This is a genomic window from Flavobacterium sufflavum (genome assembly GCF_004016525.1).
Taxonomy (GTDB): domain Bacteria; phylum Bacteroidota; class Bacteroidia; order Flavobacteriales; family Flavobacteriaceae; genus Flavobacterium; species Flavobacterium sufflavum.
Window position 1 is genome coordinate 484,259 of sequence record NZ_SACJ01000001.1, and the last position, 20,314, is coordinate 504,572.

Sequence of the window (20,314 nt, forward strand, 5' to 3'; positions counted from 1 at the left end):
CTTTTTAAGAGGGGTGGCTGAAAGCCGGGGTGTTTTTTCACTATATTTTTCCACCCCTCCCTACGGGCACCCCTCAAATGGAGGGGAAAAATTAATTCCCGTAAAAAGTATAAGTCTGTCCTGCTTTCATTTCTACATCGTATTCATTATACTTTGGCAATTGCACTTTAGGCAATTTTGCTTCTTTAGAAATAATCGGTTTTTTCACTTCCACCTCATAAAATAAAGGATTCGGATTTTTCCCTTTTGCATTTTTAAGTACAAATCCTTTGTCTGCTTTTAACGTGTTTTCTAATTTCAAACGGCAGTTTCCACCAATTTTTGAATATACTTTCAAAGTTGAAACTTTGTTATTTTTCCATTCCATATCTATTACAAAACCACCTCGGGCTACTAATCCTTTTATCGAACCATCTTTCCAAACCGTTGGCAAGGCCGGTAATAATTGAATAGCTCCTTCCTGAGACTGCATCAGCATTTCGGCAATTCCTGCGGTACATCCAAAATTACCGTCAATCTGAAATGGCTGGTGTGCATCAAGCATATTCGGATAAGTTCCACCACCTTTTCTTTGGTCAGCCGTTACCAAATGCAATTGATCCTGAATCAATTTATAAGCGTGATTTCCGTCTAACAAACGGGCCCATAAATTAACTTTCCACCCCATAGACCAACCAGTAGATTCATCTGTTCTGTAAATCAACGATTGTTTAGCCGCTTCAAATAATTCAGGTGTTTTAATTGGTGAAATCTGATTACTCGGAAACAAGCCGTACAAATGCGAAACGTGACGGTGATTGTCTTGTGGATTGTCCCAATCTTCCTGCCATTCTTGTAACTGATTGTGTTTCCCCACTTTCATTGGAGGCATTTTTGCCAAAGCTGCTGCCAATTCTTTGGTAAAAGCTGCATCAGGCGAAACCAAAGCCGAAGCTTCCATCACATGGGTAAACAAATCAAAAACCAATTGGTTATCCATAGTTGTTCCCGAAGCAATAGTCGATTTTCCATCCTCGCCGGCATGTGCATTTTCAGGAGAAGAAGAAGGCACTACGACTAAATAACCTGTATTTGGATCCATAACCATGAAATCAAGGAAAAACTGCGCCGCTCCTTTCATCACCGGATAAATTTCGGTCAAGTATTTTTTGTCGCCTGTATACAGATAACGTTCCCACAAATCCTGGCAAACCCAGGCGCCACCTGTAGGCCACATTCCTGAAGCTGCCTGATCTACCGGAGCGGTTACGCGCCAAATATCGGTATTATGATGCAAGACCCAACCGCGGGCATTGTACATTGTTTTTGCAGTTTCAGCACCGGTAACACTCAATTCTTTTGCCATTTGGATAAAAGGCTCGTGCATTTCAGAAAGATTGGTTAGCTGAGCCGGCCAATAATTCATTTCGGCATTGATGTTTGTAGTGTATTTACTGTCCCAGGGAGGCGAAACCATATCGTTCCAAATTCCCTGTAAATTAGCCGGTTGTCCACCCGGTTGCGAAGATGAAATCAACAAATAACGACCAAATTGAAAATACAAAGCCGCTAATTGCGGATCAAATTGTTTCGAGAAATTTCTAATACGCTCATCAGTTGTAGCATTCATAGCCGAATTTGTACCCAAATCCAATGCTACACGGTTAAAGAATTTTTGGTAATAAGCCACATGTGCTTTCTTAATTTCATCAAAGTTTTTGGTCAAGGCCGCTTCAAGAAAACGTTTACATTTTTGCTCCTGATTTTCGTCTAATGTTTTGTAATCAACAAAATTAGTTCCAATAGAAATGTACAAAGTCGCTTCATCAGCTCCATTGATGCTTAAAACCCCATTTTTTGAAGTTACTTTTCCACCTTTATTTTGAACTGCCAGACGACCCTCAAATTTTACTTTCCCTTTTACACCTTCAAAATTAGTTCCGGTTCCGGTCATCACAATTTCGTTGTTGTCTGAAAAAGAAATGGTTTTATCAATCGGGCTGTTCATCATCACATTACAGCTAATCTTCCCGGCTTTGCTGGCCGATAATTTCACTGCAATAACCTGATCAGCAAAAGCAGTTAATACTTCTCTCTTATAAGTAACGCCATCCACCTCGTATTGAACCGAAGCCGTGGCATTGGCAATATCTAAATCACGGTAATAATTTTTATAATCGTTATGCCCATTGAACGAAATATACACACTCCCAAAGGTTTGATACGGCATCCCATCATTAGTTTGCGACATGATATCACGAGTAGCTAATTCCTGGGCTTCTTTGAATTTTCCTTCAAAAACTAACTTTCTTACCACTGGCAAAGCAGCTAACGATTTGCTATGTGCATTTGTGTTTGGAGAACCTGCCCAAATAGTTTCTTCGTTTAATTGTAAACGTTCGATAGACGGATCTCCAAAAACCATTGCTCCCAAACGACCATTCCCCAAAGGCAGGGCTTCATTCCAGATAGCAGCGGGTTTATTGTACCAAAGTTTTAAATCCGATTTTGATTGCGCCTGAATTGTTATCGTTACCAAAAAAGTCGATAATCCAAATAAAATTCTCGCTATATTATTTCTTAACTTCATATACTTTTTCGTTTTTTTCGCCAAAAAGGGCATATAGTTGATTAATATCTTTTAATGCATTTGCAGGTAACTTTTCGCCTTTAGCGCCAAAAACCAATAGCTTTTCTGTTGGTTCTATCACACAAGTCGATTCGTCTATTTCTCCTTTGCTGTTTTTTACTTTGTTAATGTTCAATCCTAAATATTTTGCCATAAAAGGATACATCGCCATGCGTTTTGACTCTCCATAATTATGTCCTTCTTTAGGAAAATGTACATTTTCAACCAAACTTTGTTTTCCATACAAACCATAGGTTTTTTGAATAAATGGAAATTCTAATTCCGGCACTGTAGCCGTCCAATCGCCACCATCGGAAACAATCAACTGTGGTTTTGGAGCCGCCATTGCTGCAATTTCAGCATTGTTTGTTCCGTTTCCACAAAGGTGTAAACCGCGACCACTTTCACAAGGACAACCACCAACAAAATGAGATGATGTCATTACCACCGGCACTGAAACTTTTATTCTGTCATCAATCGCTGCCAAAAACATCGTTTGAGAACCACCACCAGAACCTCCGGTAGCTGCTACGCGACTCATGTCAGCATATTTTTGTGTTGCCAAATAATCTAACAATCGTTCAGCACTTAAAACCTGAATAGTTTGCGCAATACTATTTCGATGTAAAATCGATTCAAACTGTAAAGTCGATTCACCCCAGGCAAACAAATCAAAATCTACCACAACCGCTCCCATTTTTGCCAATATAGCGCAACGGTATTGCTGGTCTTTTCTATACCTTCCATCACCAAAATGTCCATTAGGCGTAATCACTACAGCCGCTTTTCCTTTTAATGGATAGGGTTTGTAAATAGAACCCGTTGCATAAACGCCCGGAATAATTTCCAAACCAATATTCTCCACACTGTAATCTTTATAGATTCTTTTTGGTGTCAAAATTGGTTTTCCCTTTGGCATTGGCGGTGCTTTGTCTAAACCAATGGAACTAATGATACATTGTTTCAAATCGGCTTTTCTGCTTTCCCAGGCTTTTAAATTAGGATACAAATCAGCCAGATATTCCAAACGCTCTTTGCCTACATCAATCGATCTTCTGGCGTATTCAAACTTTCGAATCACATAAGTTGAATCATTTTCTTTGAAAAAAGTAAGATCAAACGGAGCTAAAATGGCTGTCAATGAAACCTCTAAATTCCCCTGACGAATTCTCCATTCGGCATAATCCAGTTCCTTGCCTTTTAACAAACCATCTTTATCGTTAATCGTAACTTTAAAAATGGATTCGATTGTTTTGATGGCCTTTGCTATCGGTTCTCTATAATTACTATCGGAAGTTTGCGCACTTACTTTTGGTAAGAACAAAAACAGAAATGCCACAAAAAACAGCTTTTTCATTCTATCCCTTTTCCTCTTTAAATTTATCATTTTATTTTCATTTACAAAGCACATTCTACAACATATACTCCTGAACCTAAAACAAATGAAGCTTTATCTTCATTGCTTAAAACTTTCAGAACCGTTTTAGAATCGCTTAGTATTTTACCATTTACCTTGATAACTGCATTCTTATTTATCGGCAATTTTACCGTTGCCGTGGTATTAGCCGGAATCGTGAATTTAAAAGATACTTTACCGTCTTTTTTCTCCCACTCCGATGCAATTTCCCCAAAAACCGAATTATAAGTTCCTTTAACAAAAGTCATATCACCTACAATTTCAGGTTGCAGGAAGAAATGTTTAAACCCTGGATTTGACTCATCAGGAACAATTCCAACCAAACTTTCATAAAACCATTCCTCAATTTGCCCCATCATAAAATGATTCCATGAATTTCCTTTGCGTGGATCCCATTGCTCAGTTAAGGTGGTCAAGCCAAATTTAATTTGGAAACCATAACCCGGCGCATCATAATGATTGTGCATTTTGTACATTACCTCATTCAGCCCATTATCAGCCAAAACCTGAAACAAATAACGATTCCCCACGTCTCCGGTCGTCAATCTATAATTTCTGGCTTTAATGTCGTTTACCAAATTATCTAAAACTGCCTGCTTATCTTCTGGAGCAACCATATTCAAAAACAACGGAATGGCATTACTAAACTGACTCGCTGTACCGTATTGTTTTGTCTTTGTATCAAAGAACTTGCCATTAAATGCTTTTTTTACACTTATTGCTAAATTTTCATAAATAACAGCATCTTCTTTCTTGTTTAATAACTTCGCTGCCTTGGCCAGTAAATCGATACCAAAATAGTAATGTGAGGTAGCCGAAAGTGCTATCGGACTGTTTTTAGAATAACCCGCGGCGTGTTCTCCGTAGTCATACCAATCGCCCAATCCATAAGAAACAATACCTTTGTCAGCCTTTGAAGTCAGGTAATCCACATACTTTTTCATCACAGGATAGTATTCTTTTAACAAAGAATCATCGCCATAATAATCATAATACATCCAAGGTAAAATTACACCTGCCACACCCCATTCAGGAGAATCGGTAAAATCACCACCAAAAACCACATATTCCGGCGCGATGGTAGGAATCATACCGTTTTCACGCTGTGCATCGGCAATGTTTTGCATGATGGACGGGATATAATTTTTCATATTGTAATTATAAATCAGTCCCGGACCATTCAAATGTGATTCTTCCAGCCAACCCAGTTTTTCCCTATGCGGACAATCGGTCAACACAGATTGAAAATTACTCTTAATGGCATTATTAATCAATTCGTGCGACTTGTTGAAAATTTCATTTGAAGAAGTAAAACTTCCAGCCATTCCAACCGAATTATAGATAAAATTAGATTTTAAATCTACAATTGTTGGCTTTGAAAAATCCTTTGTTTCCTTGTAATTCACGCCTTCAATTTGCATGTATTGATAACCATAATAGCTAAATCTTGGCTGCCATTCTTCTACGCCTTCGCCTTTTAAAGTATATTCAAAATAATACGGTTTTCCGGATCTTCCCTGACCAACGGTTCCGTCATCATTCAATCCTTCACCAACCCAAATGCGTACTTTTTGTCCTTTTTTCCCTTTTACTTTAATCGTTGGGAAACCGGATAAGTTTTGCCCCATATTAAAAACACGAACTCCAGCTTTTGGTTCCGTTACGGCCTTAACGCCAAATTGTTCTTCAACTTGCACGGGAGTGGTTTGTTGGGCCCTTAAAACACCTTTTGGCGCTTCCTGAACAACAACTGCTTTCCAATCTTTGTCATTAAAACCAGCGGTATTCCAGCCTTTCTGTTCTAAATTGGCATTGTAATCTTCGCCTCCAAAAATACTGTTGAAAGTAATCGGGCTTTTAGAATATTTCCAGCTTTTATCGGTTTTTATAATTTGTTCCGAACCGTCTTCGTAAACCACTTTCATTTTCAAGAATAAGGTTGGCGGACCAAAACTCACAAAGAATTTCGCATACCTTTCGGCAAGCATATTATACATTCCGTTACCCAATAAAACCCCGATTACATTTTCACCTTTCAGTAATTCATTCGCATTGATTTCATAGGTATTGTAATAGACCGTTTTGTCATAATCCGTCCACAAAGGAGCAAACACACTATTTCCTACTTTTTTCCCATTCAGCGTCAACTCATAATGTCCCAATCCCGAAACATAAACTACTGCTTCTTTTATTTTTTTCGAAATAGCAAATGATTTACGCAATTGAATACTTCTTCGGGACAAAGAATCAGAGGCATCAATAATAGCTTGTTTTTTCTCTTTTTTGAAAGTAACAGCATGATAATTTCGGCCTTCCGGCAAATGACTATCTGCTTTAGTAATAGCACCAATCCAAGTTGGATTCAAATCCGAAGGCTGCGTTCTAAAAGAATTTATTTCACTCCATTCAGAAGCTTTTTTATCATTAACCCAAACTCTCACTTTCCAGAAATACTTGGTTTCGCTTTTTAAGCCTTTGCCATTATAACGCACATCCTGACTTGCTGTAGAAACTACTTTTCCACTATCCCAAACATCTCCTTCGTTACTATTTAATTTCTCTTTTGACGAAGCCACCAATAACTGATAAGCCGTTTGCGAAACATTGAAATCTTTAGAATTGATTTGCCAACTAAAAACAGGAGTTTGCGCACTTATCGCCAAAGGATTTGTAGCACTATTGCATGTTAAATGGCTAACAGCAATTTGTCCATTAGAACTAAAAGCCAGTAACAGACAAAGGAGAAATACTATGTTTTTTAAATTCTTCATTTCTTATTGTTGAGATTAGCACACGGATGGCACTGATTTACTTTGTAAAAAACGCGGATAAAAACAGATTTTTAAATCCGTACCAATCTGCGTCTTCGCGATAGCGAATCCGTTTCATCTGTGTCCTATAATTTTTTCGTAACCAAAGATTTAATATTAAACACAGCTTCCGGGATTTCCATACCCGTATTTTTTAAATCATCATAATCCTCTACATCAGGAGCTGTATCAGGATTTGGAGTATAACGTTGTTCTCCGGTTCTAAACATAATGCGTGAAATTCCGTCTACCGGAGCATAGAATATTTTTGCACCTGATTCTTTTTCATCATTCACTTTTACCGTGTAAGAACGTGTTTTTACATCCAACGTCACTTTAATTGTATACTCCTTATTTGCCTCATATTTTGTCACCCCACTATGACGGGCTCCATTTTTTACTTTCAACTGTCCATCAGAGTCAAAAACCAATCGTACCGCCGGCAATCCTTGACGGTTCTGAAATTCAACTTGTAATAAACCATGATTATTTTGTTCCGGTTTTACCGTGAATGTAGCTTCTACTTTTTCAGCAAAAGGAATCACACGTTCGGCGCGGGAATAATCAAATAAATCATGATCTCTTAGAGTCAGCCATTTTTTACCGTCATCTTTCTTTTCAATTTTGGCGGAAGCCCAGGAAAGATTATAGATATTCCATAATTTCAATTCCTGACCATCAGGCAAATTATTAAAAACATCATTTGCGTTTTCCGTTACAACCGAAGTCACCGGAACGGGAATGGAAGCCACCCAAATGTCCTCTTTATTCATACTGTAACTCACCCAAAGATTTCCATCCGGCGGAGTTCCGTCTTTCTCGGTAATACCACGAACGTATTGCGGCCCTACAGATTTATAGTTTCCACCATAACGCATCGGACTGATTTCACCGTGAACCAATAATAAATCGGTGTAATTTAAACCATCATTAGAAGTCGAAATGGCCAATGGCCAACGGTATTCTGATGGATTATACACTGTTGCATAACGGTTATCAGATGTTTTTTGTCCCCAAATTTTAGCATTGCTGTTTACAAAACCTGGTGCTCTCAATGGATTGTATTCCCAAGTTTTCCCTTCATCTTTACTAATAGAAGTCAAGGCGTGTTTCCATAAACCTACCACATTTCCGTTTGGTAAATGATAATAATTAAAGGCTTTGTATGGTTTTTGTAACGGAATTAATTCGTCATCGCGATCAGCTTCCTCTACCCATTGTTGTAAAACTAAAGGTGTTGACAGGATTTCTTCGCAGGCTTTTTTCAAACCTTTGTCTTTTGCCTGAGTATAAAATGGAAAAGCCGATTTAGATTTGTCCCAGGATTTATTATATCTGATAAAATATATAGGCCCGTAAGTTCCGTCTTTGTATATCTCACGAATCACACGTCCAATTCCTTTTCCGTCATTTGGATCGTCTTTTTCATCCATGGCAATTCCGTAATAGGCCAAGGCAAAAAGTCGTTTGTCATTTGAAGTATAAAATCCCATACGTTGGTGCATGATTGCATCGAGATTTTTAGCAACTCCTTCAACACCTTCTTTTTTCCATCCATCAGGAATGCGGTAAATAGGAAAAATCACTTTAGGCATTGACCAGTTAACCCCATCCTTAGAAGTCATCAATAAGGTTTGACTTGGCGGAATATGTTCTCCCGAAGGATCACTTAAATATTCCACAAAAAAAGTATTATTCCAATATGCCATCATCGGCTGGTGATTGTAGGTCCAACCAAAACCGTCCGCTTTTTCAGGATGTTCACGGCTGGCACGCATGATTTGAGTGGCATGAACACCAACAGCCGGACTCAACTGACCGTGATGATAATCGATATTAGAAAGCGTTTTTCCAACATATTTTACCGTATCGTTTTGTGCAACAGCAGCTGTACAACTTGCAATTGTTATGACTACTGCTAAGAAGCTTTCTTTTATGTTTAGAATTGTATTCATTATTTTTTATTTTCAATTAAAGCTTTCAAAGTCTTCTTTGAAATAGTTGTAATCGTTCCGTGTTTATGTCCTTCCGGCAATTGAATTTGAGAAGACACATCTTCAAATTTTTTGAAATCGGAAGTTTTAGCGGCTTTGTAATTTTTTGCTCCGTAATTGTCGTAATAAATCAACCAGTCATTATCTTTCTTTAAAACTGTAGGCCCTTCTGAAAGATAGGCTGTAAACGGCTCAGAGATATTTTCGAAAGGTCCAAGAGGTGTTTTTCCAAAAGCCACTTTTATATTTCGCATTGGTCTGGTGTTGTCTTTTAAAACCAAAACATAATCGTTTTTAGCTCTTTTTAAAAGCACACAATCAATAACCGAAAAACCAGGTTCAAAAAACAATTTGGTATCCGAAAAAGTCTTGAAATCCTTAGTCGTTACATAATACATTCGGTGGTTGTTTTTCTCTTCTTCCTGACCTTTTGCATATCGAAACGGAATGGTTGAAGCCCAAATGATAATGTATCTATCCTGTTCGTCATCATAAAAAATTTCGGGAGCCCAAACATTGACAACCTCAGGCTCATTCTTCATCACATGAATGTACTGCTGCTCTGACCAATGTATTAAATCCTTAGAACTGGCATAACCAAAACCGTCCCCACCTTTCCAATCGGTTGTCCAAACCATGTGATACACATCATTTTTCCCTTTTACGATAGAAGGATCTCTCATGATTTTACTCTTTCCGGCTTCCGGTTTTAAGTAAGGCCCACCCAAATCCTTCCAATGGTAACCGTCTTCACTGGAAGCCAAATACAATCCATCAGTAGCCGGTTCTCTAAACGAAGTAAACAAATAAGCTTCTGCTTTTTTAGAAACACAACTGGATAAACCAACTAATACTAATAATGCTATTGTAATTTTTTTCATCAAATTAATCCTTTTATTCAACAACAGCAGCCGCGTTTAATGCTGCTCCTTTGTTTACTACTTTTTTCACATTGTTAAAAACGTTGTTTTTCAAATAAATCCCTTTAGTTTTAGCACCATCAGCTTCTAAGAAAACATCGGTAGCAAACATTGGAAAATTATTATTAATCATCATGTTTGAAACATCCGTCAATTTAATCAATGGGGTATTAGCAATTGGTTTCATTGTAGCCACATTGTCTAAAATCAAATTATTCGAATTTTCGATTTTGAAAGAAGCGCCAATGGTCGTTGTAATTTTTGCATCGTGAAACTCTATATTATCAGCAGTGTTCAATGTAAATCCTTCTACAGCCTGAATGTTGATATTCGAAAAAGAAATATTTTGAACAGGCATCTCAGAGATTCCATAAATAGTTCCCGCTTTTTTAACCTCTGTTCCTGTTAAATTACTGATGTGAATGTTTCTGAAAATAGGCGTTCGCTCTGAAACAGGCTCTTCTTTGCTCGATTTATCATAAAACAAATCCAGGATAACAGCCTCTTCTTTGATGTTTTTCATCACGATATTGTCTACACGAATATCTTCGACAACACCACCACGACCACGAGCCGATTTCAGTCGGATTCCTCTGTCTGTACCGTCAAAAACACAATTTGAAATCGTAATTTTTTTGATTCCACCCGACATTTCGCTACCTATCACCACTCCACCGTGCCCACTCAACATCGTACAATTGGTAATCGTTACGTTCTCTGTAGCTACGTTATATTTACGACCGTCTTCATCTCTTCCTGATTTGATGGTAATACAATCGTCGCCTACGCTAATGTGACAATTCGAAATGTGTACATTTTTGCAAGACGAAGGATTGATACCGTCGGTATTAGGTGAATGCGGATTATTAATTGTAATTCCAGTAATTGTTATGTTCTCACAAAACTCCGGATTTATGGTCCAGAAAGGAGAATTTTGAAAAGTAACTCCTTCAATTAAAATATTCTTACAGTTTTGAGTTTGGAAAAAAGAAGGTCTGAAAAAATGCTTATCAATTGTTCTTTTATAATAAGCTTCATACTTAATTCCTTCGTTTTGTTCCACCCACATGGTTTGGTATTTAGTTGGTGGAATAGGACCTTTGGCACTTTCAATTCGGTATACTTCATTCCACCAGGCTTTTCCCTGACCGTCGATAACTCCTCTTCCTTTGATACTAATATTCTCAGCATCTTTAGCATAGAATAATGGCGAAAAAGTTTTCATCATGATTCCTTCATAACGCATTTCGATATAAGGTAAATAATCATCAAAATTCTCTGAAAATTTCAAAACCGCCCCAGCATCCAGATAAATTGTAATGTTGCTTTTTAATTTTAAAGCCCCTGTTAAATAATTTCCGGCAGGAAAATAAACAGTTCCGCCTCCATCATTAGTTGATGCTTTATCAATAGCACCTTGAATTACTTTTGTACACAAAATCCCTTTGTTGTTTCCACCTGCATTCAGAATGTTAATCCAACCTTCATTTTTAGCGACAGCGGAATTGAATCCAGCTATGAAACAAAGTAATAATAGTATATGTTTGATCTTCATAATTGTTATTTTTAATCTTTTTCATATCCTGCAAGGTCTTTTCAGACCTTGTAGATATTTGTATGTTTAGCAATTACACCTACAAAGTTTTGTCCCGAAGCTTCAGGATTGCAGGAAAAGCAGATTATTTTTTTGATGTTAAAACTAAAACCCAATCATTTCCATCTACTTTTTCACCTGGAGGATCAAATTGTAAAACACCTGCATTTTTAAATTCGCCTATTGCTTTCTCTACTCCATTTCTAGGATTGAACCAGGCAGCGTTTACTTTTGCTCCTTTAATTTTACCCATATTCAACGACATGGTTTTTCCATTATACGTATAAACTAAAGCATAATTTGTACCTCTTGTCGCAATCAAGTAATCATATTTTTCACCTTGATTAGCCACGATTGAAGGATCAGGAACACGACTAAAATAATTGTGTTTCAGTATTAATTTTTTCAGATATTGCATTTGAGCTGCTCCCGGAGCATTAAGCTCATCTCTCCAAATTGCTTTGTTTCCATAAGCTCCTTTCTTTTCGCCTTTATGATACATTTGCATTACAGCATTATTCCCATAAGTAAAACCGGCACCACCAGCAAAAACTGACCAATAAGCATATCTTCTCAAATCCTGATCTTTCCATTTTGGTTGCAAAGTATCGTGCAAACCATGAGGAATTCCTTCGTAAGAAGGCTCTCCGTCTAATGTTGGTTTAGTAGGTTTCAACGCAAAATCTCTCAGCACAAATTTGTAATTATCCTCTTTGAAAGAATTTGGCAAAGTATCCTGATCGTATCTTCTGTGTCCTGATTGGAACATATTAAAATCCAACCAACTTGTATTATGATAATTCTCAGATGAATCCGTACGTCCAAAAGGGTGAAAAGTCACTAATTGTTTTGGATTATTGGTTTTTAAAGTACTTCCAATGGTATTCCAAATGTCCGTGAATTTATCTCCATAAGTATCTCCACCGTTCAACCAGATAACATTGGTTCTATTTTTAAATCTTTCGGCTAAAAATTTAGCGTATTTTTCAACCTGAGCTTTAGTTACTTTGCTGTCTTTACTACTAATATTAGTTCCCCAAACCGGTACCATACCTAAGTAAATCCCGTTCTTTTGTGCTACATCTAAAGCATAATCAACATGATCCCAAAAATCATATTCGGCCGGATTATTAAAATTATTTCCAGGAGTAGTTAATGGTTTAGATAAGTCAGAATCAATCAGTGCCGCATCACCATAAACATTCTTGGCTGTTATATTATGCAATACCATTACCTGAATAACATTGTAGCCTTTTGCTTTTCTATCCTGAAAATAGGTATTCATCTCTTCACGGCTCAACTTCCCAAAAGTTAACCAACCCGTATCTCCCAACCAGAAAAATGGTTTTCCATCCTGAGTTTGAAAATAGTGTTTGTTTGGACTAACCTGAAGGTTTTGCAAAGGTTTTGCAGTGGTCTGAGCATTAGAACAAATACTCGCAAAACTCAATCCTGCAAGAGTAATTATTTTACCAATCTTCTTTTTAGAAATCATTATTTTCATTTTTATTTCTTTTTAATATATGCTACTATTTTAGTTTCTTTTCCTTGAGGTACTGTCAAAGTATGTACTGATTTTCCTTGAATTGTTTCTTTAGAGATAACATTTCCTTTTTCAGAATTAATCCAATACACCTCAAAAGTACCGCTATACTGTGATAGATCAACTGCCACTTTATTGGCTTTTAACAGATAAAAAAGATACGCTTTTCCATCCTCTTTTAAAGTCCAAACAGCACTGTTGTAATTCTCATCCTTAGCTGTTTTCATGTTTGTCAATGACTCATAAAAACCGGGAATTGCAATCTCAGGAATTGCCGGCAAAGAACCTCCTGCCATTAACACTGACCAACCAAATCGATTAGCTCCGGGAGTATTATAAATAACCGCTTTATCAGAATATTTATCACGGTATTCACGAACGGCTCTATACGTTTGTTCATCAGTTTCTTTACCCACTTTCATTTGTCGGGCGTGTTGTCTTGGCGCTAAGTTTTTTCCACCTTCAGGAGCATACAAACTTCCGTCATCTTTATAATACCAATATCTAATATCGATTACATCTATCACAGCAGCTCTGGCCGCATCATTTAAAACTGCATCCTGAACATCTTTAGTGGCACTCAAAGCTATTTTAGATTCGTTTTGATGTGTTTTCTTGTAATTTGAAACAACATCTAACCAAAACTGCATGAAAGACAATGGTCCGGTATATTCAGCACTTGTAAACTGAATCACATTAGCATTATCCTTAAAGTTCTCTAAGCTTTTTTCGATAAAGCCCTGGTGCAACTTTTTGATATTTTCGTTTTTGACATCATAGAATTGTTCGGCAATAAAAATCCTTTTATCCCCCATATAAGGCGGTGGTTCAGGAAGTCCAGTATTATTAACATTATTGGCCGGACGCCAAGGTGAACTTGCCCAGTGCGCTCCTGCTTCTAAGATATTATGCTGAAAATATTGTTCATTCATCAATATTTTATTTTGTTGAGCAGCTAAGTCGGCAAAAGTTTTCAAACGATCCCAATACCAGGTATTGAATCTTGTCAAATCATATTTACTCAAATGATCCCAAGCCGTACCTTGTCCTGTTCTGTCAAAAGGTTGTTCGTAAAAAGGTGCCCAAACATCGGCATCTAATCTACGAATGCGTTCATGGTCGGCCATACGTTGTTCGTACCATAAACCATAATTATGATCCAAAGCCACTTTGTTATTATCAACTAAAAACTGAACTGTTTCTGATAAATTATCAGTATACCCCAATCCGTAATGTCCCGGTACAAAACGACTGATGTGTGGTCTTGCCTTAGAAACATCCGAATCACGTAAACTTCCTCTCCACCAAGGCACATCAATGGTTTCGCCCGCAAGCAATCCTTTATTGCTAATTAAAAGTCCGTTTTTAATTGTGATTTTATCTGAAGTAGTTTCAGTCGATTTGGCTTCTGCCCTTACTTCATTAATAACTTTTGCCTTGGATGAATTAATGGCAATTGGATTTCGAGTCGCAGCCTCAGCAATCCATTGTTTCAAGGTCGTCTGTTTTTTATACGATTCAGCTGTTAAAGCTGCTGCTTGTTCCATTGTTGGACTCGAAGAAGGCTCTGTACCCAAATCTAAAATTTGAGCCTGCATCGGCAATTTACCAAGACGTTGTTCCAGCAAAGCATAATACAAACTTCTTGGATTAATATGACTATTTACATCATTCCAATGTCCGTTTCCAGCCCATTGTGCCCAAACACCAAAAACCCAGTTATCCGCTGTAGGCGGACTAAAATTATCTATTTTAGATGCCGATGTTTCCCAGATGACACTATTGGCTGCATTCCAACCAATTCCGCGACCATCTTGTCCTAAGTTTTTAAAGCTTAACGCATTTCCATCAATTAAAACTACGTCGAAAAGCATTCCTGTAGCCCAGCTTCCGATAGAACCACTAAAACTATAAGGCAAATAAGATTGACATTGTAAAAAGACATTGGGTCCCGCTGTAGCATAACCGCCAACAGCAAAATCGTTATAACCGTATTCTGAATAACAACGTTGAAATAATGTTTGCTGCCCTTCGGTATAAAAAGTATTTCTTCTAAAAGCGGCGATTTCTGAAATAGGATTCAAAGACATGCAATCTTCAACGGTGATTTTTTTAGCCGATTTTAATATCGAAACTGCGCCACCGGCAAACTGTTCAAAATTAACTTGTTTAACCCAAGTATCTTCAGCATTTTGTATTGAAACACCATACCATCTGTGTTGTTCGTCTTTTGGATTTGTAGTATCAAAATCAGATTTTAAAGTCAAATTTTCGACTCCAATACTATTAATTCGACCAGACCAATTATAAACTACTACTTCCGATGGAGCTAATTTTTCGTTCAAAGCATTCGTCAATGGAGCGTCAATATTGATTTTGTTATTCTGTACCTGAGTCACTTCTCTATCGGCACGAATTACAAAATCATCTTTTTTCCAACCTATCCATCCCGTTTCTCCTCCATAATCTACCATCTCAAGATTGTCAATCCAATTTTGGGTAATAGGAGTAATAATTAAAATATGATCGCCTTTTTTAATAGTAGTACTGTTTTTTAATGAAATCGTGGTACTTCCTAATGGTGTATAAGCATCAGCTAATTGAAATTTATCTTTCAAAACACGATTGTCCACTCCCGAAATAGTAACAATCGCTTCTCTTTTAGTTCCTGTTCCCAGTATAATTGTTCCGTTATTTCCAGCTCCGCTTCCTCTTAAAACAATTCCGCTCGCATTCATCTTAATAACCCCGGAAACCTTATAAGTTCCTTTATCTAAAAGTACTGCGCCTCTAAAACCATTAGCATCTGCTTTGAGTGTAGCAACGTAATCTATTGCTGCCTGAATGGTCGTAGTAGCATCTCCTGAAATATTTGGCACAAAAGCTTTTACAGCAACCTCAGGGATTGCAAATTCTCCGGCGCGATAACCTGCAAATGAGAAATCCGGGATTTCATTTCCTGAGTTATCTTTAGTCCTAATTATTTTTCCTGCCTTATCTTTAGCAATGGTAGGAAAGTTATTTTGAGCATTTAAAGAGCCTACTAAAAACAACAACAAAAGTGTCTCCGTACGAAGACACTTATTGATTTTGTTGCTAAAACAACTCTTTATTTTACTCAAATATGGATATTTGTTTTTCATATATAAAGACCCAAAAGGTCATTTTTAATATTAAAATTCAAAAACTACTGTAGCAAACTAGCTGAAAGAGTATCTTTATTGTTCTCCGGATTAGTCCAATCTACTTTCTTAGTAGGGTCAATTCCGTTAAAATACTTTTCTATATTGTTATAACCATCACCGTTTAAATCGCTAATAGCATCAGAAGCATCATTTGGATTCAAACCGTATTTTTTCTCCCAGGCATCAGGAATCCCATCATTATCTGAATCTTTATAAGCTTTTCCTTTATACACCGGATAACCTCCTACTTGTTCCGGACTAGTAATAATTCCTTTTTTATAAGAATCAGCAGGCAATCTTCTTTTAATAAATTCTTTTCCAATGGTATTTTCCAAACCATCTTTTACCTCAATTTTCCCAGTTCTAACCTGTTTGATAATACGCTCATCAACCGCATCTCTTTTTGGGAAAGTAGCTCCAACATTATTCAAAACAAACTCATAAGCTGCTTCAGCACTCATGATGGTAATTTTCGGCATTGGAAAGGCTTGATTTTGTTTAATCATTGCCAACTTATCTTTAGCTTGCTCTAAATTAAGATTTTCTAATTGAACTCCACCATTCCAGTTGTCTTTAGTTACTTCAGGAACACCGTCAATAAAATTTCCATTTACATAAGCTCTACCAAAAGTTTTAGGTTCCATACCACCCGATTCTGGTTTTAAGATTCTGTATTGAATAGGCTCCCCTTTAGGAGTAATAGGTCCTGGTTTGAAATAGTTATTGATGATATTAAACATCGAACGATAATCGCCTCCATCAAGGGAACGATTCCACCAGTTGAAAACCACATTATTCACGAAATTAAAATCGCCATACATTCCGATAGAACAGTTTCTCGAAATATTATCCGCCCAAAGGTTACGCATAAAAGTACTGTTTAAACCACCAATGGTACTTCCAAAAGCATGATTGTAAGTATCTAAACCTTCTGACGAAATAGTGTTTTGAATGGTAATATTACAAGCCGGTAATTTTTCTAATTTTGATTTAGGATTCGCTTGAAATTGGTGACGATACAACGAAATATTTTCGTCTAATCCCCAACTCACCGAGCAGTGATCTACAATTACGTTTCCAATTACATTTCCACCCAAAGCATCGTCTCTTCTGGTTACTTCGGTAGCTCCTCTTCTAAAACGCATGTGTCTTATAATGACATCATGAGTATCTACTTCTAAGGTTTCACCCGCAATACAAATACCATCACCAGGAGCCGTTTGACCCGCAATGGTAACATAAGGCGCCCGCATACTGATGCGTTTTTTTAATTTGATAATTCCTGAAACGTTAAAAACAATGATTCTTGCTCCAACAGCTTCACAAGCTTCTCTAAAAGTTCCCGGTCCGCTGTCTTCTAAACTGCTTACAACAAAAACTTTTCCTCCTCTACCACCCGGGGTGAACTCTCCACCACCTTCGGCTCCGGGGAATGCAGGAATACTTGCGTGAACAAAATCTTTTGGGTAAGATGCCCAAGGCAAATACGGACGACCTTGTAACGTCTCATTTTTAATAACTTGCTCGTTATCAGTCCAAATTTTAGCTAATCTTTCTTCTTCTTGTTTTAGAATAGCATCTGTTTTATCCTGAATTTCTTTTGGTATTTCAGGATACTGCGCATGCATAACAGAACAACTGAATAAGATAACACCTAAGTTGAACAGTGATTTTAAATTGTACTTCATTTTTTGAGGATTTTATAAATGAATTATTTTTTGTTTTTTTCTCTTTCTTCTAATCTTTTATGCCAATCAGTACTTTCTTTATTCAAATCATATCCTTGTTTAGAAAGATAGTTATTGATTCTTCCTTTATATTTTCCAAACCAAGCGTGTTTTTCTTTCGAAGAACCTCCATCCATAGCGTGTTCTCTTGCTTCCACAAGTGCATCATAGATGTATTTTTTTTGTTCGTTAGTCAAATTTGGCAACATATCATTGTAACCCAATACTGTAATAGGCAACACCCCATAGGTCATCCCGTCTTTTACCTGAACAATTTGACTGTTATTTAATTTTTTGCTTAGTTTTTTCAAATAGGATTTATGAAGCGACATAATTTTTTTATCGGTATCGTTATTTAATTTGTCGACTTCTTTCTGTTGTTGCTCCTTATCGGTAACACTTTTTTTGACTTCAGCTATCTTCGCATCGCGAGCTTCCTGAATTTTGCTCAATGATCTGTATTGCTCAGCAATAATATCCCTAACTGCTAATTGATCTTCTTGTGATTGTAGTTTTAAAACATCAACAATTTTTTGCGCTCTTTCATTGGTTACTTTTACATATTCAGCATCATTTCCTGATTGTGCCAAAACTACATTTGAACCCACAAAAAGCATTAAAGCAACTACTAATTTTTTGTACATTTTCATATCTTCTCTTTTTAAAAACTTAAAGTATTATAAAGCAAAATTCTTGCTCAATCTGTGACAGATTAGGCAAGAATTATACCAAAAAACATCGATTTACTTCTTATATTCAGCCAATCCTTGTTCGATTTTAGCTAAAGTATCTTCATTATTATCCAAGTTTTTCCAATCCACTTTTTTAGTAGGATCTATGCCATTAATATACTTTTCGATGTTAGTATAACCATCACCATTTAAATCTCCATTAGCATCAGAAGCATCATTTGGATTCAAACCGTATTTTTTCTCCCAGGCATCAGGTATTCCATCTTTATCAGAATCTTTATAAGCTTTTCCCTTGTATTCCGGATAACCTCCTACTTGAGAAATATCAGTAATAATTCCTAACTTATAAGAATCCATCGGTAAACGACGGTGCTCAAACTGATAGAAAGTTTTACCCTCTAAACCTTTAGCATATTCAGGAACACCAGTTTTTACAACTCTTAAGATACGGGTATCTACTGGATCTCTTAGTGGCAAATTAGCTCCCACATTTTTAAGAACATAATCATAGGTTTCATTCGCAGTCATGAACTTTTTCAACCAAGGCATTGGGAATGGTTTATCAAAACGCATTTTAGCAAAATAAGTAGAAGCCTCCTCAAAACTCATCGGTTCTCCTTTTTTGTTTTCCATTTGCACACCACCAGCCCAGTTGTCTTTAGAAACTTTTTCGTTTCCTTCCACCACGTTTCCGTTTACATAAGCTCTACCAAAAACCATATATGGCAATTTACTTCTGCCTGATTCTGGTTTTAAGATTCTGTAGCTAATAGGCTCATCCTTATTAGTTGCCGGACCCGGTTTAAAATAATTATTGATGATATTGTATTGAGCTGTATAATCTCCACCGTCAATAGAACGATTTACCCAGTTAAAGATTACGTTATTGGCAAAATTAAAAATTCCATTCCAACCAATAGATGGATTTCTACCTGTATTACTAGACCATAGATTTTTAATAAAAGAACAGTTTTCTCCACCTAAAGTACTCCCAAAAGCATGGTTGTAAGTATCCAATCCTTCAGCAAACAAACTGTTTTGAATAGTAACATTTACAATTCCGAATTTCTTCTCTGCAATACCAGTCTCATCATCATACATATGACGGTAAAATGACATATTCTCATCTAACCCCCAAGTAGCCGAAACGTGGTCGATAATCACATTTCCTACCGGATTTCCTCCAATAGCATCATCACGACGACCCACAAAAGTTTCTCCTCTACGGAAACGCATGTGACGGATAACCACATCATGCGTATTAATCCAAATTGTTTCTCCAGCTACACAGATTCCATCACCAGGAGCTGTTTGTCCTGCAATAGTCACGTAGGGAGCACGAACAATTAACGGACTTTTTAATTTAATAATTCCCGAAACATTAAAGACAACAATTCTGGCTCCACCTTGTTCTAAAGCCTCACGCAAAGTACCTGGCCCTCTGTCTTCCAAGCTGGTAACCACGTAAACTTTACCTCCATGTCCACCAAAACTGTACATTCCTCCTCCTTCAGCACCTGGAAAAGCAGGAATGGAAGCCTGTGGTAAATCAGTTGGTCTGGATGCCCAAGGAACAAAAGGTTTACCCTGTCTTGCTTCCTGTTCAACAACAACTTTAGCTTTTTCCCAAGCCTCATTAGAAAGCTTTTCAGCTTCTGCCTTAATCGCATTTTCTCTCGCCTGTACTTCAGGAGATATTTTTGGGTATTGTGCAAAACAATTAGCGCTTCCCAAAACCAAAAAAGCCAATAAAAAATTTAATTTTTTCATTTTAAAATTTTCTTAATTAATAAAAACATTTGGTTAGAATTGCCATTTATTAAA

Annotated in this window: 11 protein-coding genes; all 11 read right to left on the reverse strand. The window is 37.0% G+C overall.

What is annotated here, in order from left to right; genetic code table 11:
* Positions 1-91 precede the first annotated feature (91 nt).
* The 11 genes from EOD40_RS01675 to EOD40_RS01725 all read right to left on the reverse strand — a co-directional run bounded on the left by EOD40_RS01675 (position 92) and on the right by EOD40_RS01725 (position 20,260).
* Positions 92-2,569, reverse strand: coding sequence for a glycoside hydrolase family 95 protein (locus EOD40_RS01675; RefSeq protein ID WP_128193163.1), 2,478 nt, complete (start codon positions 2,567-2,569; stop codon positions 92-94).
* Complete coding sequence (locus EOD40_RS01680) at positions 2,553-3,965, reverse strand: alpha/beta hydrolase family protein (RefSeq protein WP_128193164.1); 1,413 nt, start codon at positions 3,963-3,965, stop codon at positions 2,553-2,555. Before EOD40_RS01680 ends, EOD40_RS01675 begins: the two co-directional genes overlap by 17 nt.
* Before the next feature lie 41 nt (positions 3,966-4,006).
* Positions 4,007-6,796, reverse strand: a complete 2,790-nt coding sequence (locus tag EOD40_RS01685) for a family 78 glycoside hydrolase catalytic domain (protein ID WP_128193165.1) — start codon at positions 6,794-6,796, stop codon at positions 4,007-4,009.
* Between the two features lie 125 nt (positions 6,797-6,921).
* Positions 6,922-8,790, reverse strand: a complete 1,869-nt coding sequence (locus EOD40_RS01690; RefSeq protein ID WP_128193166.1) for a sialidase/neuraminidase family protein — start codon at positions 8,788-8,790, stop codon at positions 6,922-6,924.
* Positions 8,790-9,710, reverse strand: a complete 921-nt coding sequence (locus tag EOD40_RS01695) for a glycoside hydrolase family 43 protein (protein WP_128193167.1) — start codon at positions 9,708-9,710, stop codon at positions 8,790-8,792. The genes EOD40_RS01690 and EOD40_RS01695 overlap by 1 nt, the downstream gene beginning before the upstream one ends.
* A gap of 13 nt (positions 9,711-9,723) precedes the next feature.
* Entirely contained in the window at positions 9,724-11,304 is a 1,581-nt protein-coding gene (locus EOD40_RS01700; protein WP_128193168.1) for a glycoside hydrolase family 28 protein, read from the reverse strand.
* Positions 11,305-11,428: 124 nt separating this feature from the next.
* On the reverse strand, positions 11,429-12,847 hold the full coding sequence (locus EOD40_RS01705) for a glycoside hydrolase family 140 protein (RefSeq protein ID WP_231129556.1): 1,419 nt from the start codon (positions 12,845-12,847) through the stop codon (positions 11,429-11,431).
* A 2-nt stretch (positions 12,848-12,849) separates the two neighbouring features.
* A complete protein-coding gene (locus tag EOD40_RS01710) occupies positions 12,850-16,029 on the reverse strand; it encodes a DUF6298 domain-containing protein (RefSeq protein ID WP_196781406.1) in 3,180 nt (1,059 codons plus the stop codon).
* A 44-nt stretch (positions 16,030-16,073) separates the two neighbouring features.
* Positions 16,074-17,759, reverse strand: coding sequence for a thrombospondin type 3 repeat-containing protein (locus EOD40_RS01715; protein WP_128193169.1), 1,686 nt, complete (start codon positions 17,757-17,759; stop codon positions 16,074-16,076).
* Positions 17,760-17,782: 23 nt separating this feature from the next.
* Positions 17,783-18,448 (reverse strand): DUF3826 domain-containing protein, encoded by a 666-nt coding sequence (locus tag EOD40_RS01720; protein ID WP_231129557.1) that lies wholly within the window; start codon positions 18,446-18,448, stop codon positions 17,783-17,785.
* Between the two features lie 93 nt (positions 18,449-18,541).
* Complete coding sequence (locus EOD40_RS01725; RefSeq protein WP_128193170.1) at positions 18,542-20,260, reverse strand: polysaccharide lyase; 1,719 nt, start codon at positions 20,258-20,260, stop codon at positions 18,542-18,544.
* Positions 20,261-20,314 lie beyond the last annotated feature (54 nt).

Coding starts and splice junctions, on each gene's coding strand:
- EOD40_RS01725 (WP_128193170.1), bottom strand. CDS start 20,260: ATGAAAAAATTAAATTTTTTATTGGCTTTTTTGGTTTTGGGAAGCGCT.
- EOD40_RS01690 (WP_128193166.1), bottom strand. CDS start 8,790: ATGAATACAATTCTAAACATAAAAGAAAGCTTCTTAGCAGTAGTCATA.
- EOD40_RS01720 (WP_231129557.1), bottom strand. CDS start 18,448: ATGAAAATGTACAAAAAATTAGTAGTTGCTTTAATGCTTTTTGTGGGT.
- EOD40_RS01700 (WP_128193168.1), bottom strand. CDS start 11,304: ATGAAGATCAAACATATACTATTATTACTTTGTTTCATAGCTGGATTC.
- EOD40_RS01685 (WP_128193165.1), bottom strand. CDS start 6,796: ATGAAGAATTTAAAAAACATAGTATTTCTCCTTTGTCTGTTACTGGCT.
- EOD40_RS01695 (WP_128193167.1), bottom strand. CDS start 9,710: ATGAAAAAAATTACAATAGCATTATTAGTATTAGTTGGTTTATCCAGT.
- EOD40_RS01710 (WP_196781406.1), bottom strand. CDS start 16,029: ATGAAAAACAAATATCCATATTTGAGTAAAATAAAGAGTTGTTTTAGC.
- EOD40_RS01680 (WP_128193164.1), bottom strand. CDS start 3,965: ATGAAAAAGCTGTTTTTTGTGGCATTTCTGTTTTTGTTCTTACCAAAA.
- EOD40_RS01705 (WP_231129556.1), bottom strand. CDS start 12,847: ATGAAAATAATGATTTCTAAAAAGAAGATTGGTAAAATAATTACTCTT.
- EOD40_RS01675 (WP_128193163.1), bottom strand. CDS start 2,569: ATGAAGTTAAGAAATAATATAGCGAGAATTTTATTTGGATTATCGACT.
- EOD40_RS01715 (WP_128193169.1), bottom strand. CDS start 17,759: ATGAAGTACAATTTAAAATCACTGTTCAACTTAGGTGTTATCTTATTC.